Source organism: Kribbella aluminosa, assembly GCF_017876295.1.
In the GTDB taxonomy this organism is placed as follows: Bacteria; Actinomycetota; Actinomycetes; order Propionibacteriales; family Kribbellaceae; genus Kribbella; species Kribbella aluminosa.
The window spans coordinates 4095557-4110298 of the sequence record NZ_JAGINT010000002.1; the positions used below are offsets into that span (position 1 = coordinate 4095557).

The 14742-nt window shown below is 69.5% G+C and carries 18 protein-coding genes; 14 read left to right on the forward strand and 4 right to left on the reverse strand.

Annotated features, from left to right (window positions below):
• The first annotated feature begins 2 nt into the window (after positions 1–2).
• Genes JOF29_RS40545 through trxA form a run of 5 tightly spaced genes read left to right on the forward strand, consistent with a single transcriptional unit; the run spans position 3 to position 3795 of the window.
• A complete protein-coding gene (locus tag JOF29_RS40545; protein ID WP_209699597.1) occupies positions 3–1310 on the forward strand; it encodes a M50 family metallopeptidase in 1308 nt (435 codons plus the stop codon).
• Between the two features lie 43 nt (positions 1311–1353).
• Positions 1354–2496 (forward strand): flavodoxin-dependent (E)-4-hydroxy-3-methylbut-2-enyl-diphosphate synthase, encoded by a 1143-nt coding sequence (gene ispG / locus JOF29_RS40550; protein ID WP_209699598.1) that lies wholly within the window; start codon positions 1354–1356, stop codon positions 2494–2496.
• Complete coding sequence (locus tag JOF29_RS40555; protein WP_209699599.1) at positions 2493–3041, forward strand: nucleosidase; 549 nt, start codon at positions 2493–2495, stop codon at positions 3039–3041. Before ispG ends, JOF29_RS40555 begins: the two co-directional genes overlap by 4 nt.
• Positions 3042–3097: 56 nt before the next feature.
• On the forward strand, positions 3098–3463 hold the full coding sequence (locus JOF29_RS40560; protein ID WP_209699600.1) for a MerR family transcriptional regulator: 366 nt from the start codon (positions 3098–3100) through the stop codon (positions 3461–3463).
• Positions 3460–3795 carry a thioredoxin gene (trxA, locus tag JOF29_RS40565; RefSeq protein WP_209699601.1) on the forward strand — a complete coding sequence of 112 codons (336 nt, stop codon included), beginning with the start codon at positions 3460–3462 and terminating at the stop codon, positions 3793–3795. The genes JOF29_RS40560 and trxA overlap by 4 nt, the downstream gene beginning before the upstream one ends.
• On the opposite strand, the gene JOF29_RS40570 is transcribed toward trxA, so the two are convergent.
• Positions 3778–4155, reverse strand: coding sequence for a nuclear transport factor 2 family protein (locus tag JOF29_RS40570; RefSeq protein ID WP_209699602.1), 378 nt, complete (start codon positions 4153–4155; stop codon positions 3778–3780). The genes trxA and JOF29_RS40570 overlap by 18 nt on opposite strands.
• A gap of 81 nt (positions 4156–4236) precedes the next feature.
• On the opposite strand from JOF29_RS40570, the gene JOF29_RS40575 reads away from it, so the two are divergent.
• The 7 genes from JOF29_RS40575 (at position 4237) to JOF29_RS40605 (ending at position 10289) form a co-directional block, all read left to right on the forward strand.
• Complete coding sequence (locus tag JOF29_RS40575; protein WP_209699603.1) at positions 4237–4401, forward strand: ribbon-helix-helix domain-containing protein; 165 nt, start codon at positions 4237–4239, stop codon at positions 4399–4401.
• Positions 4398–5030 (forward strand): VOC family protein, encoded by a 633-nt coding sequence (locus JOF29_RS40580; RefSeq protein WP_209699604.1) that lies wholly within the window; start codon positions 4398–4400, stop codon positions 5028–5030. Before JOF29_RS40575 ends, JOF29_RS40580 begins: the two co-directional genes overlap by 4 nt.
• Entirely contained in the window at positions 5027–5503 is a 477-nt protein-coding gene (locus JOF29_RS40585; protein ID WP_209699605.1) for a GNAT family N-acetyltransferase, read from the forward strand. Before JOF29_RS40580 ends, JOF29_RS40585 begins: the two co-directional genes overlap by 4 nt.
• Before the next feature lie 185 nt (positions 5504–5688).
• On the forward strand, positions 5689–6513 hold the full coding sequence (locus JOF29_RS40590; protein ID WP_209699606.1) for a GNAT family N-acetyltransferase: 825 nt from the start codon (positions 5689–5691) through the stop codon (positions 6511–6513).
• 10 nt (positions 6514–6523) lie between these two features.
• Entirely contained in the window at positions 6524–6883 is a 360-nt protein-coding gene (locus JOF29_RS40595) for a DoxX family protein (protein ID WP_209699607.1), read from the forward strand.
• Positions 6884–6971: 88 nt separating this feature from the next.
• Positions 6972–8735 carry a proline--tRNA ligase gene (locus JOF29_RS40600; protein ID WP_209699608.1) on the forward strand — a complete coding sequence of 588 codons (1764 nt, stop codon included), beginning with the start codon at positions 6972–6974 and terminating at the stop codon, positions 8733–8735.
• A 171-nt stretch (positions 8736–8906) separates the two neighbouring features.
• Positions 8907–10289 carry an FAD-binding oxidoreductase gene (locus JOF29_RS40605; protein WP_209699609.1) on the forward strand — a complete coding sequence of 461 codons (1383 nt, stop codon included), beginning with the start codon at positions 8907–8909 and terminating at the stop codon, positions 10287–10289.
• A gap of 117 nt (positions 10290–10406) precedes the next feature.
• Here the strand turns inward: JOF29_RS40605 and JOF29_RS40610 are convergent, their stop codons facing one another.
• Both JOF29_RS40610 and JOF29_RS40615 read right to left on the reverse strand, forming a co-directional pair.
• A complete protein-coding gene (locus JOF29_RS40610) occupies positions 10407–11465 on the reverse strand; it encodes an RNA polymerase sigma factor (RefSeq protein WP_307863949.1) in 1059 nt (352 codons plus the stop codon).
• Positions 11462–11851, reverse strand: a complete 390-nt coding sequence (locus JOF29_RS40615; RefSeq protein ID WP_209699610.1) for a YciI family protein — start codon at positions 11849–11851, stop codon at positions 11462–11464. Before JOF29_RS40615 ends, JOF29_RS40610 begins: the two co-directional genes overlap by 4 nt.
• A gap of 103 nt (positions 11852–11954) precedes the next feature.
• Between JOF29_RS40615 and JOF29_RS40620 the strand changes: the two genes are divergently transcribed.
• Both JOF29_RS40620 and JOF29_RS40625 read left to right on the forward strand, forming a co-directional pair.
• Complete coding sequence (locus tag JOF29_RS40620) at positions 11955–12731, forward strand: sulfite exporter TauE/SafE family protein (protein ID WP_209699611.1); 777 nt, start codon at positions 11955–11957, stop codon at positions 12729–12731.
• A gap of 22 nt (positions 12732–12753) precedes the next feature.
• Positions 12754–13506 carry a class I SAM-dependent methyltransferase gene (locus JOF29_RS40625; RefSeq protein ID WP_209699612.1) on the forward strand — a complete coding sequence of 251 codons (753 nt, stop codon included), beginning with the start codon at positions 12754–12756 and terminating at the stop codon, positions 13504–13506.
• Here the strand turns inward: JOF29_RS40625 and JOF29_RS40630 are convergent.
• Positions 13490–14626: a cytochrome P450 gene (locus JOF29_RS40630; protein WP_209699613.1), complete on the reverse strand. Its 1137-nt coding sequence runs from the start codon at positions 14624–14626 to the stop codon at positions 13490–13492. The two genes, JOF29_RS40625 and JOF29_RS40630, sit on opposite strands and share 17 nt — an antisense overlap.
• Positions 14627–14742 lie beyond the last annotated feature (116 nt).

Below are 14742 nucleotides of genomic sequence, written 5' to 3' on the forward strand. Positions count from 1 at the left end.
GCATGAGCGTGCTTCTCACCATCCTCGGCATCGTGGTGTTCGTGCTCGGGGTGCTGATCTCCGTGGCGCTGCACGAGCTCGGCCACATGCTCCCGGCGAAGGCGTTCGGGATGAAGGTCACGCAGTTCTTCGCCGGATTCGGGCGCACCCTGTGGTCGGTGCGGCGCGGCGAGACCGAGTACGGCATCAAGGCGATCCCGGCCGGCGGTTTCGTCCGGATCATCGGCATGATGCCGCCCGCGAAGGGCCAGGACCCGAGCAAGGTCCGGAAGGCCAACACCGGCGCGATCCAGTCGATGGTGGAGAACGCGCGCACCGCGGAGTACGAGACGATCGCGCCCGAGGACGACGGCCGGCTGTTCTACCAGAAGGTGTGGTGGAAGAAGCTGATCGTGATGGCGTCCGGGCCGCTGGTCAACGTCCTGATCGCGACGGTGCTGTTCACCGGCCTCTACACGCTGTACGGCGACCGGGTGCCGCAGACGACGATCTCCACCGTGACCGACTGCGTGATCCCGGCCAAGCAGGCCACGCCGAACCGGAAGTGCCAGGACGGGGACAAGGAGTCGCCCGCGAAGCTCGCCGGGTTCCACGTCGGGGACAAGGTCGTCTCGTTCAACGGCACCCAGATCTCCAGCTGGGACCAGCTCACCCCGCTGATCCGCGCGAACACCGACAAGCCCGCGACGATCGTTGTCGAGCGCAACGGTCAGCAGCTCACCCTGCAGACGAAGACGATCGTCAACCAGGTGCTCGACACGCCGGGGTCGGACAAGTACGTCTCGGTCGGGTTCCTCGGCGTCTCACCGGTGAACAAGCTCGAGCGGCAGAGCGTCGGCTACGCACTGGACAAGATGGGCACCTACACGGTCAGCACGGTGCAGGCCCTCGGCCGGTTCCCGGAGAAGCTGGTCGGCGTCGCGCAGTCGATCGTCGGCGGCAAGCGCGCGCAGGACAGCCCGATGAGCGTGGTCGGTGCGAGCCGGGTCGCGGGCGAGATCGCGGCCAGTGACCTCGGCGTCGGCGACAAGGCCGCCACGCTGATCCTGCTGCTCGCCTCGCTGAACCTGTTCCTTGCCCTGTTCAACTTCATCCCGCTGCTGCCGCTCGACGGTGGGCACATGGTCGGCGCGATCTGGGAAGGCATCCGGCGCGGCCTGGCCAAGCTGTTCGGCCGGCCGGACCCCGGGTACGTCGACGTGGCCAAGCTGCTGCCGATCGCGTACGTCGCGGCCAGCGTGATCGTGGTGATGGGCGTGCTGCTCGTCATCGCCGACATCGTGAACCCCATCAAGCTGTTCAACGGATAGCTGTTCAGCGGATAGTCAACGGATAGTCAACGGACAAGGACACATGAGCATCAACCTGGGCATGCCCGCGCTGCCGCCGCCGACCCTCGCGCCGCGCCGCAAGACCCGCCAGATCAAGGTCGGCAGCGTGCTGGTCGGCGGCGACGCGCCGGTGTCGGTGCAGTCGATGACGACCACCCCGACGAACGACGTCAACAAGACGCTGCAGCAGATCGCCGAGCTGACCGCGGCCGGCTGCGACATCGTCCGGGTCGCCTGCCCGCGGCAGGAGGACGCGGACGCGCTGGCGGAGATCGCGCAGCACTCGCAGATCCCGGTGATCGCCGACATCCACTTCCAGCCGGGCTACGTGTTCGCGGCGATCGAGGCCGGGTGTGCCGCCGTCCGGGTGAACCCGGGCAACATCCGCAAGTTCGACGACCAGGTCAAGCAGATCGCGCAGGCGGCGAAGGACCACGGTACGTCGCTGCGGATCGGGGTGAACGCCGGTTCGCTGGACAAGCGGCTGCTGGAGAAGTACGGCAAGGCGACGCCCGAGGCACTGGTCGAGTCGGCCGTCTGGGAGGCGTCGCTGTTCGAGGAGCACGACTTCCACGACTTCAAGATCTCGGTCAAGCACAACGACCCGGTCGTGATGGTGCAGGCGTACGAGATGCTCGCCGAGCGGGGCGACTGGCCGCTGCACCTCGGGGTCACCGAGGCCGGGCCGGCGTTCCAGGGCACGATCAAGTCGTCGGTCGCGTTCGGGGCGCTGCTGTCGAAGGGCATCGGTGACACGATCCGGGTGTCGCTGTCCGCGCCGCCGGTCGAGGAGGTCAAGGTCGGCCTGCAGATCCTGCAGTCGCTGAACCTGCGGGAGCGCAAGCTCGAGATCGTCTCCTGCCCGTCCTGCGGCCGTGCGCAGGTGGACGTGTACACGCTGGCCGAGCAGGTGACCGCGGGGCTGGAGGGCATGGAGGTTCCGCTCCGGGTCGCCGTGATGGGCTGCGTCGTGAACGGTCCGGGCGAGGCCCGGGAGGCCGACCTCGGCGTCGCGTCCGGGAACGGCAAGGGCCAGATCTTCGTGAAGGGCGAGGTCATCAAGACCGTCCCCGAGTCGGCGATCGTCGAGACCTTGATCGAAGAAGCCATGCGCATCGCCGAACAGATGGGTGAGACCGGCGAGCCCACCGTCAGCGTCGGATGACGCAGTACCTGGTTGTCAGTGCGATTGCCGGTGAGGCGCGGTACGTGCCGGAGGGGATTCCGGTGCTGCTCACCGGGGTCGGTAAGACTCCGGCGGCGGTCGCTGTCAGTCGGGCGTTGGCGGAGCGTGACACGACCGATCTGGTGGTGCTGAACGTCGGGACCACCGGGGCGCTGCGTGATGGTCTGTCCGGGTTGTTCCTGCCGAGCATGGTCATCAACCACGACGTGAACGCGGACGCCGTACGCGCGATCGGGCTGGATCCGCAGGACGAGCTCCGGATCGAGGGCGGCGACGGCACGGTCCTCGCGTCCGGCGACGTGTTCGTGGCCGATCCGGTCGTGCGCGGCCGGCTGGCGGAGCGGGCGCACCTGGTGGACATGGAGGCGTACGGCGTGGTGTACGCGTGCCGGGCGTACGGCGTACCTGTCCGCGTCGTGAAGCACGTGTCGGACTCGGCGGACGCGGCGGCGCTGGACTGGCCGGCGCTCGTGGACGACAGCGCCAAGGTGCTGGGGGAGTGGGTCCGGGAGAATGCCGTCTGAGCCGGCTTGACCTTGACCCTGGGGGCAAGGTTTAGCCTGGGGGTGAAGGAGGCGGGATGCGGATCAGTGATCTGGCGGCCGAGGCCGGGGTGACGGTCAAGGCGGTGCGATACTACGAGTCGCAAGGGCTGCTCAAGCCGCGCCGGGAGGCCAACGGGTACCGGGCGTACGACGCGGACGACGTGCTGGTGGTGCGTGAGGTGAAGGCGTTGCTGAGCCTCGGGCTGACGGCCGAGCAGACGTATCCGTTCATCGAGTGCCTGCGGGCCGGCAACGCCCGCGCGGACGTCTGCCCGGCGTCGCTGACGGCGTACCGGACCCGGATCGCCGACGTGGACCGGCGGATCGCCGAGCTCACCGACCTGCGGGCGCGGCTGACCGACCTCCTGACCGATGCCGAGAGCTGGAGGAAGAACCCATGACCGACCTGCGGAGCGTTGACCAGACCACGTTCAGGGACCAGGTACTGCGGTCCGAAAAGCCTGTCCTGGTGGACTTCTGGGCGCAGTGGTGCCCGCCGTGCCACCAGATCGCGCCGGTGCTCGCGCAGATCGCCGCCGAGCGCGCGGACCAGCTGACCGTGGTGAAGCTCAACTCCGACGAGAACCCGACGATCGCCGCGAACTACCGGGTGATGGCGCTCCCCACCCTCGCCCTGTTCCACCGCGGCGAGCTGATCTGGTCCGTCGTCGGCGCCCGCCCGAAGCACAAGCTCCTGAAGGAACTCGACGACGCGCTACTGACCGCCGTATAACGCCGTCTGCTGGTGGAAGGCGACCAGCCACTCACCGGATCGGTTGGTCCAGACGGTGCTCGCGTACGACGGTGCCTGCACTTCGTTGCCGTCGACAAGCACCGTCACGGCGACGTGGTACGTGACGATCGCCGTGTGCTCGTCCACGACGACCACCCGCTCCTCGGTACGATCCGTCGTCAGGTACGGATTGTGGTTGGCCGTGATCCCCGGGACCGCGGTGGCCTTGTCGATGATCCCGAACCTGGTGACCGCGATCGCGTCGTCCCGCAAGTACCGCTGGTAGAACCCACCGTCCCCCTCCCGGTTCGCCTTCCACAACAGTTCCTCGAGCTCCGAGAGCTCCTCGTTCGTCGACATGCCCCCACTCTGACTGCTTCTTAGGACAGCCGCCGCCCTAAGCATTGACTGGTAGCTGTCTAGGATGCTAGCAATATAGCCATGGTGGACGATGTGGGCAAGAAGGTGCAGTTCAACGTGTACTTGCCGCCAGGGCTGGTGCGGCGGGTGAAGCACAAGGCGATCGACGACGGCGCGAGTCTGTCGGCGTTGGTGGAGCAGGCGTTGGCGGAATATCTGGACAACCATGGGGAGGCCCGGGGATGACCGGCGTGGTGATCAGGCCGTTGCGGTTCACGGACGACGTGGACGCGATGCGGGCGTTCCTGGAAGGGCTCGGACTGCGGTCGCGGATCGAGTCAGAGCGGGGTGGGTGGGTGGACATGCAGGCGGGGCGCGGCATGGTCGCGTTGCACGATGCGGCGTCGAGCTCGACCGGTGGGCAGGCGGGGCAGACGTCGTTGACGTTCGAGGCGGAGAAGCTCGACGAGTTGGTCGAGCGGCTGGAGCAGGCCGGGTTCGGCGACGCGTCGGTGTTCGACGAGGCGTACGGCCGGGTGCTGTCGGTCACCGGCCCGGACGGAGCCGTGATCTGGGTCGACGAGCGTAGCGAGGACATGTACGGCTACAAGCTGTACGACGCGCGCCCGGACGACCGGCTGTCCGTGACGCCGTACCTGGCTGGAGCCGACGAGCCCGCGTGGCGCGCGTTCCTGGCGGCGATGGGCGTGGATGCGACGGTCCGGTTCGGCCCGGGCGCCGAGTTCGCCGTACGCCTCGACCTGTCCACGACCGAGGACCTGGCCGACGTACAGGAGCGCGTCCGGGGCATCCGCACCGAGGCCGGCCTGGAGATCACCGACCCGGACGGTCAGCTCGTCGTGGTGCACGGATGATCCGCCGGGCCGAGCTGTCCGACGTCGACGCGGTCCGCGCGATCGGTGTGCGGACCTGGCCGGTCGCGTACGGCGGGTTGGTCGCGGACGGGTTCATCACCGACGGACTCGCGCAGTGGTGGTCCCGCGAGACGGTCGAGCGCGGCATCACGACCGGCGTCACCCTGGTCGCCGAGGACGGTGACGAGCTCGTCGGCATGACCGGGCTCGGCCGCCAGGGCGACTTCTGGGTGATGTGGAAGCTGTACGTCCTGCCCGGGCACCAGGGCAGGGGGATCGGCAAGGCCTTGCTCGACGCGGCGGTCGCGGCGCTCCCGGAAGGTACGCCGGAGCTGCTGCTCGACGTTCTCGTGACGAACGAGAAGGCGATCGGCTTCTACCGCTCGCAGGGCTTCGGCGAGCCGCGCCGGGTGCCGGACCGTGAGCTCGGCGACGACCTGATGTGGATGAGCCTTGACCTCGACCGCACCTGAGGTTGCAGGATCCCTGAAGCGGATGCCGCCCGCGGCGATCACGCTGTACGCACTGCCGGCGTCCGCGCTGATCGGCGTACTCGCGCCGCTGTCGCCGCGCAGGATCGCCGCCGGCCACGACCCACAGGCGGCCTGACCCGGCCCCGTTGCATACGAACCTGCTGATGATCCGCTAGGTTCTGCGCGTGGGCGTACGGGTTCTCGGTCCTCGCGACCTCGCGGCGGCGCGTGCGGTCATCGCCCGCGATCCGGTGGTGAACGTGTTCGTGGACAGCCTCGTACAGGCGTCCGGACTCGATCCGCGGCGCGGTGCCGAGGTCTGGGGGTACGTCGAGAAGGGTGCGCTCGAGGCGCTCTGTCATGCCGGCGGGAACATGGTTCCGGTCGGCGCGGACGATGCCGCGCTGCGGGCGTTCGCGGCGTACGCGCTGCGGCGTGGGCGGAACTGTTTCCAGATCCTCGGGCCGGCCCGCGCGGTCGACCAGCTGTGGACGGTCCTGGAGCCGCACTGGGGCCCGGCCCGCGACGTGCGCGACGACCAGCCGTTCATGGTGATCGAGGGCGCGCCGGCCATCGCGCCGGATCCGCTGGTCCGCGCGGTGGAGCCGGTCGAGCTGCCGATCCTGTACCCGGCGTGCGTCGCGATGTACACCGAGGAGGTCGGCGTACCGCCGCAGACCGGGCCGGACGGGACGTTCTACCGGTCCAGGGTCGCGGAGCTGATCCGCGCCGGGCGGGCGTTCGCTCGGATCGAGGACGGGCGGGTGGTGTTCAAGGCCGAGGTCGGCTCGGTCGGCACCGGGGTCTGCCAGATCCAGGGCGTCTGGGTGGATCCGGAGTACCGCGGCCGCGGGCTCGCCGCGCCCGGGATGGCCGCCGTCGTGGAGCTGGCCCGGCAGATCGCGCCGGTCGTGACCCTGTACGTGAACGCCTTCAACCTGCCGGCCCGGGCGGCGTACGAACGGGTCGGCTTCCGCACCGTCGAGACCTTCGCCACCATCCTGTTCTAAGCTCGCACGCATGGCATCGCGCAGTACGAAAGGTCTGGCCGCTCTGTTCGGCGTGCTCGGGACGCTGCATTTCGTCAAACCCGAGCCGTTCGAGGCGATCGTGCCGAAGGTGCTGCCGCGGAAGAAGGAGCTCGTCTACGCGTCCGGCGTGGCGGAGCTGGCATGCGCGGCGGGGCTGCTGCACCCGCGGACGCGGCGGCTTGCCGGGCTGGCCAGCGCCGGGCTGCTGGTCGCGGTGTTCCCGGCGAACGTCCAGATGGCCGCGGACCTGCGCACGAAGGGGTCCCGGACGGCTCAAGCGATCGCTTTCGCGCGGCTGCCCTTGCAGCTGCCGCTGATCCGGTGGGCGCTGAAGGCTGCCCGCGAATGACCTGTGGATAACGTGGTACGACCATCACCGGCGGACCGATATTCTCTCTGATGTCCGGTACTCGACTTTTGCACGCTTGGAGACTCCCGTGATTTTGCGTATGTCGTCGTTGTTCCTCCGCACCCTTCGCGAGGACCCGGCGGACGCGGAGGTCCCGAGCCACAAGCTGCTCGTCCGCGCCGGCTACATCCGCCGTACGGCGCCCGGTATCTACACCTGGCTGCCGCTCGGCCTGCGGGTGCTGCGGAACGTGGAGCGGATCGTCCGCGAGGAGATGGACGCGATCGGCGCGCAGGAGCTGGTGTTCCCGGCGCTGCTGCCCCGTGAGCCCTACGAGGCGACCGGCCGCTGGACGGAGTACGGGCCGAATCTGTTCCGGCTGAAGGACCGCAAGGGCGCGGACATGCTGCTCGGCCCGACGCACGAGGAGATGTTCACGCTGGTCGTGAAGGACCTCTACTCGTCGTACAAGGACCTGCCGCTGTCGATCTACCAGATCCAGAACAAGTACCGCGACGAGGCGCGGCCGCGGGCCGGCGTGCTGCGCGGGCGCGAGTTCGTCATGAAGGACTCGTACTCGTTCGACGTCGACGACGACGGGCTCGCCGCGTCGTACGAGCTGCACCGCTCGGCGTACATCAGGATCTTCGACCGGCTCGGGTTCGACTACGTGATCGTGCAGGCGATGTCCGGCGCGATGGGCGGGTCCCGGTCCGAGGAGTTCCTGGCGATCGCGCAGAACGGTGAGGACACCTTCGTCCGTTCGCCGGGCGGGTACGCCGCGAACGTCGAGGCCGTCGTGGTGCCGCAGTCGGCGCCGGTCGACGCGTCCGCCGTACCGGCCGCCGAGGTCGTCGACACGCCGGACACGCCGACCATCGACACGCTGGTGGACGCGCTGAACGCGAAGCACGGCCGCACCGACGGGCGCGAGTGGACCGCTGCGGACACGCTGAAGAACGTGCTCGTGATGCTGCTGCACCCCGACGGCACCCGCGAGCCGCTGGCGATCGGCGTCCCCGGGGACCGCGCGATCGACGAGAAGCGGCTCGGTGCGCAGGTGGAGCCGGCCGAGGTGGTGGCGTTCGAGGAGGCGGACTTCGAGAAGTACCCGTCGCTGGCGAAGGGGTACATCGGCCCGGGTGTGCTCGGCGCCGACAACACCTCGGGGATCCGGTATCTGCTGGACCCGCGGGTGGCCGAGGGTTCCGCGTGGGTGACCGGTGCGGACAAGTCCGGCTTCCACGTGATCAACCTCGTGCACGGGCGGGACTTCACCGCGGACGGCACGATCCAGGCCGCAGAGGTCCGCGACGGCGACCAGGCGCCCGACGGTTCGGGTGCGCTGGAGACCGCGCGCGGGATCGAGATGGGGCACATCTTCCAGCTCGGCCGTAAGTACGCCGACGCGCTCGACCTGAAGGTCCTGGACCAGAACGGCAAGCTCGTCACCGTGACCATGGGGTCGTACGGCGTCGGCGTGACCCGTGCGGTGGCCGCGGTCGCGGAGGGGAACCACGACGACCTCGGCCTGATCTGGCCGCGCGAGCTGGCGCCCGCCGACGTCCATCTGGTTGCTACGGGCAAGGACAAGGAGGTCTTCGACAAGGCCGCGGAGATCGCCGCCGAGTTGGAGGCCCGCGGTCTGACCGTGCTGTACGACGACCGCGAGAAGGTCTCCCCAGGCGTCAAGTTCAAGGACGCGGAGCTGCTCGGCGTCCCCACCATCGCCGTAGTCGGCAAGGGCCTCACCGACGGCACCATCGAAGTCAAGGACCGCCGCACCGGCAACCGCACCGACGTCCCCGTCGCAGAAGTCGTCGACCACCTGGTAACCACAGTCCGCAGCTGACCCAACCCCACCCGGCCCCGCTCCCCCCAAGGAGCGGGGCCGCTCCGCGTCCCCACCCCGCACGGGTTCAGCGTCCCTCGGGCGATTGTGGGTGGGGATGTCGAGGAATGGTGGGTGGCTTCGATCTGGGGGTGTGGCGCCGAGGGGCGTCTGGGATTGAGGGAGTTGGCGATGAACGAATTTGTGGTGGCCCTGGGTGGGCTCGACGAGTTGCGGGCGGTTGTGGTGGGGGAGGTGCTCGTCGACGGGGACGCTGGGTATCCGGAGGCGGGGCGGGTGATGATGAATGCGGGCAGGCCGCGGGTTGTGGTGCGGTGTGTGGGGGCGGGAGACGTGGTGGCGGCGCTGCGGTATGCCGAGGGCAACGATCTGCCGGTTGCGGTGCGGAGCGGCGGGCATCACGCGGCCGGGTTCGGGACGAACGACGGCGGGGTGGTGATCGACGTACGAGGAATGGACGACGTGCGGGTACTGCCGGACGACGTCGTGCGGGTCGGTACCGGCGCCACCTGGGGTCACGTCGCGGGGCGGCTCGGCGAGCTGGGGCTGGCGATCTCGTCGGGTGACACCGCGAGCGTCGGCGTCGGCGGGCTGATGGCCGGCGGCGGCATCGGGTGGATGGTCCGCAAGCACGGGCTGGCGATCGACAACGTGGTCGGGGCCGAAGTGGTGACCGCCGACGGCGCGGTACGCCGGGTCGACGCCGCCACCGAGCCGGAGCTGTTCTGGGGCCTCCGCGGCGCCGCGGGCGGCCTCGGCGTGGTCACGTCGTACGACATCACCGCCGTGCGGCAGCCGACCGTCCACTTCGGCACCCTGCTGTACCCGTGGACACAGGCGGAGCAGGTGCTCAAGGGCTGGTCGGAGTACGCCGCCGACGCGCCGGAAGGGCTCACATCCTCGCTGCAGCTGGCCCCGACGATGATGGCGGATCGGCAGGTCCCGCTCGCGATCCAGCTCTGTTCGACGGACGAGGCGCTCCTCGAACCGCTGCGGCACCTCGGCTCGCTGATCACCGAGAAGGTCGCCGAGGTCCCGTACGCCGACGTGTTCGTCGACATGGCGATGCCGTCCGAGTGGCGCCCGCGGATCCGCAACGGCTTCTACGCCACGTGGTCGGACGCCCTGACCACGAAGCTGCTCGAGGCCCGTCCCCGGATCCCCGGGCTCGCGATCGAGATCCGGGCACTCGGCGGCGCGTACGGCGCGATGCCCGCGGACGGCACCGCGTTCGCGCACCGGGACGCGCGGTTCCTGGTGAACTCGGTGCTGATGGGATCACCCGGGCAGCAAGGACCCCAGCAGCCGAAGGACTTCGACGCGCTGTGGCGATCGCTGGAGCCGGACGGTGCGTACCTGAACTTCCTGTCCGACCCGACCGAGGCCGACCTCGACGCCTGCTTCCCGGAGCCGCACCGCAAGCGGCTGGCCGCGCTCAAGCAGTCCGTCGACCCGGGCCACGTGTTCCGCAACCCGCTCACCGTCCCGCCGCGCCCCGAATGGACCGGCGGCCGCCGTCACCTGATGAGGTGGGCGATGCGTTCGCGCAGGTAGTTCTGCTCGGCCGTGTTCCGGGTGCGCTCCAGCGCCGCGAGGTAGTTGGCGCGTGCCCGGTCCGGGCGGCCCGCGAGTTCGTGGAGGTGCGCGAGGACGGACAGCCGGCGGTGGTGGTCACCTACGTACCGGTCGTCGGCCAGCCCTTCGACGATCGCGATGCCGGCGTCCGGGCCCTTCGGTCATCGCGACCGCTACGGCCGCGCCGAGCGTCACCATCGGACTCGGGTCGACGCGTTCGAGGAGCCGGTAGAGGCCGGCGATCTGGATCCAGTCGGTGGTCTCGACCGATTCGGCCTCGCTGTGTACGGCGGCGATCGCGGCCTCCAGCTGGTACGGGCCGACGGCGCCGGCGCGGAGCGCCTCCTCGACCAGGCGGGTGCCTTCGGCGATCTCGCCGGCGTACCAGCGGGAACGGTCCTGCCGGTCGGCGGGGATCAGGCTGCCGCCCGGACCGGTGCGCGCGTCGCGGCGGGCGTGGGTGAGGATCATCAGCGCGAGCAGCCCGGTGACCTCGCCCGACCCACCGACGGACCGGTGCAGCAGCCGCGTGATCCGGAGCGCTTCGTCCGCGAGATCCACGCGCTGCAACGACGAGCCCGCGCTGGCGGTGTGACCTTCGTTGAAGATCAGGTACAGCACCTGCAGCACCGCGCGGAGCCGTACGTCGTACTCCTCGGCCGTCGGCAACTCGAAGCGCGCGCCGGCGATCTGCCGCTTGGCCCGGCTGATCCGCTGCGCCACGGTCGTCTCGCCGACCAGCAGCGCGGCCGCCACCTCGGCCGTCGTGAGACCGCCGACCGACCGCAGCGTGAGCGCGATCTGCGAGGCCGGGGTGAGCGCCGGATGGCAGCAGAGCACGAGCAGCCGCACGGTGTCGTCGGTGTCCTCGTGGTAGTCCTCCGGATCGGGATCCGCCGCCCGCAGGAAGTCGTTCAGCTCGCGCTGCCGCCGCGCGTTGTCCCGCCGCCAGCCGTCCATCATCCGCCGGGTCGCCACGCTGATCAGCCACCCGATCGGCTGCTCCGGTACGCCGTTCTCGCGCCACCGCACGAACGCCTCCAGCAGCGCCTCCTGGACGGAGTCCTCGCACTGGTCGAACGCGTCGTACCGCCGGACCAACGCGGCCAGTGCCCGCGGCGCGGCGGCCCGGATCGCGGCCTCGACCTCGCTCACAACTCGTTGAGCCCCGCGAGGAAGTCGTCCTGGTCGAGCCGGATCTCCCGGAACTCGACGCGCCGGAACTGCGCGAGCGGGATCAGCGCCGCGATCTCCAGCGCCCGCTCGGGCGAGGTGCAGTTCAGCACCATCGCGCCGGCCAGGTACTCCTTCGTCTCCAGGAACGGCCGGTCCGAGACGACCGGCGTACCGGCGACCAGTTGGACCTCCTTGGACGGTCCGGGCTCCTCCAGCGCGAGGACCGACACCAGCTCACCCGTCTTCAGCAGGTCGCGGGCCAGCTCGGCGATGTGCTTCGGTCCACCGGACATCTCCATCAACTGCTGCTCGGTGAAACCTTCGAGTGCTTCGGCGTTGTTGTGGATCAGCAAGAGAAACTTCACCCGGCCATTCTCCCGGATCTGGGGGTGCCTCCCGGTGTCATAGATCTCATCGGCCGGTGTAAAGGTTGAGCGGTACTACGCCCTTACCGGATCATGGTCGCCTGTGCCTGATGTTTCCTTGCTGACGTTGCTGTTTCTGGTGATCGCGGCCTTCGCGGCGGGGTGGATCGACGCGGTGGTCGGCGGCGGTGGGCTGCTGCAGCTGCCCGCGATGCTGCTCGGTCTGCCGAACGCTTCGCCCGCGCAGATCCTGTCCACCAACAAGATCTCGTCGCTGTGCGGTACGACGACCAGCGCGGTCGCGTTCGGTGTCAAGGTGCGTCCGGACCGTAAAACCGTGCTGCCGTTGGCGATTCTGGCCGGCCTCGGTGCCGCGGCCGGTGCGCTCGTCGCGACCAGGATCCCGATGTCCTGGTTCAAGCCGATCGTGCTGGTGCTGCTCGTCGTGGTCGCGATCTACACCGCGATGAAGCCGTCGCTCGGCGCCCGTACGGCGTTGCGCTTCGACGGCCGCGACCACTACCTGGCCGCGGCCGGTGTCGGCGTACTGATCGGCTTCTACGACGGCGCGGTCGGGCCTGGGACCGGGTCGTTCCTGATCTTCGCGCTGGTCGGCCTGCTCGGGTACAACTTCCTGCAGGCCAGCGCGAAGGCGAAGATCGCCAACGTGGCCACGAACCTTGGCGCGATCCTGGTCTTCGCCCTGCACGGCGCGCCGCTCTGGGGACTCGGCCTGATCATGGGTGCGGCCAACATGCTCGGCGGCCTGCTCGGTGCCCGGACCGCGGTCGCCCGCGGCAGCCGGTTCGTCCGGGTGATCTTCCTGGTGGTGGTCTCCGCGCTGATCCTGCGACTCGCCTACGACGTGTTCTTCGCGTGACGCGCGGCGGTAGGTTGACGTCATGGTCGACTACGACGGTCGGATGAGCAGCGTGTACGTCGCGGGCCGGCGGATCTCGCCGGCCGAGGTGGCGCGGTGGACGACCGCGTTCGCGGCGTACGTGCCGGAACGGCGGCCGTTGGACGTGCTCGATCTCGGCAGCGGTACGGGACGGTTCACGCCGGGTCTGGCGGCCGAGTTCGGCGGGCGGGTGTATGGCGTGGAGCCGGCGGACCGGATGCGGGAGGTGGCGGAGCCGGGGCCCGGGGTGAGCTATCTGAAGGGCAGCGCCGAGGACATTCCGTTGCCTGAGGCATCGGTTGACCTGGTGCTGATGTTCCTCACGTTCCACCACTGGACGGATCCGCTGCACGGGCTCCGGGAGGTGCGGCGGGTGTTGCGGCCCGGGGGAGTTGCGTTGCTGCGGACGCAGTTCTCGGACCTGATGCCGGACCTGTTCTGGTACCGGTACTTCCCGTCGGCGCGGGTGGTCGACGCGGCGATGTACTGCACGGTGGCCGAGGCACGGGCGCTCGCCGTCGAGGCGGGGCTGGTGCCGGACGCGGACGTCGTGCGGATCACCGGGGAGGACCCGCGGACGGTGCGGGCGACGTACGAGCGGTTGAGTGTGCGGGCGTTGTCGACGTTCGAGCATCTGCCGGAGGGGGAGACCGAGGCCGGGTTCGCGCGGTTCGCGGCGGACGTGGAGCAGGATCCGGAGCGGGTGCTGCCGGTGCACGAGGCGACGATGCTGGTGCTCACACGTCCCAGGTGACGTTCAGCGCGGACGGTTTGCGGAAGACGAGGCCGTGCGGCGGGGGTGAGTCCGGCGCGAGGCGGAGACCCGGGAGTTGGAGGACGGCTTCGAGCGCGGCGAGGGTTTCCAGGCGGGTCAGATGCATGCCGAGGCAGATGTGCGGGCCGCTGGCGAAGGCGAGATGGCGGCGGGCGTTGGTACGCCGTACGTCGAAGGTGCCGGGGTCCTCGAACACGTCCGGGTCCCGGCCGGCGCCGGCGAGCGAGACGGTCACCATGTCGCCGCGGCGGATCCGGCGTCCGGCGAGCTCGCCGTCGCGGGTGGCGTAGCGGTCGACCACGGCGGCCGCTGGTTCGAGGCGGAGCGATTCCTCGATGGCGTTCGGGAGGAGCGTCGGGTCGGCCTGCACCAGGGCTAGTTGGTCGGGGTTGGTCAGCAGGTACCAGAGGGCGTTGGTGATCATGCCCTCGGTGGTCTCGATCCCGCCGAACATCAGCACCGCGGCATTCGCCACCACCTGGTCCACCCCGAGCCCGGCGTGCGCGGCAGCCGCCAGCAGCGAGTCACCCGAGTCGATGCCCGAGGCAACGTGCTTGTGGAGCTCGGCGAATGCCGCCGCACCGGCGTCCGTCACCGGCCGTCCCGCAGACACGCCCGACACGGACTCGGAGATGTCCGAGTACCACCCCAGAACTGCCGGAGCAGATGCAGGCGGAAGCCCCAAAGAGTAGGCGACCACAGCAACGGACAACGGCCCCGCCAGCGCCGTCCGCAGATCAGCAGTCCCACGCCCGGCGGCTGCGGTGGTTTGGTGGATGGCTGTCATCAGGTCGGCCACCGTTTGCTGTACCGGTGCTGCGAAGCGGTGGCGGGTTTCGGCTAGGCCGAAGGGGGATTCGAAGGGGTCTCGGTGGGCTTTGTGGGGGTTGCCGTCGAGGGAGAGCATGGAGGGGCCGACCACCTGGGCGGTGGAGAAGCGGGGGTCGTCGACGGTGAAGGTCTCCGGGTCGCGGAGGACCTGGACGGCCAGCGCGCGGCTGGTGACGACCCAGGAGTTGAGGGGGTCGACCCAGCCGACCGGACGGATGGCGGCGAGGGTGGGATGAGGGTCGCGTTCGAGCTGTTCCAGGGTGACCACCCGACCTAGCCTAGGTGTAATACCATTGGCCCTACTGGTATTGCTGAGACAGATCGATTTCAAACGACTCAGGAGCCCTCCGGGTTACGGATCTCTCAGCAAAGCCCTCTAGGGTG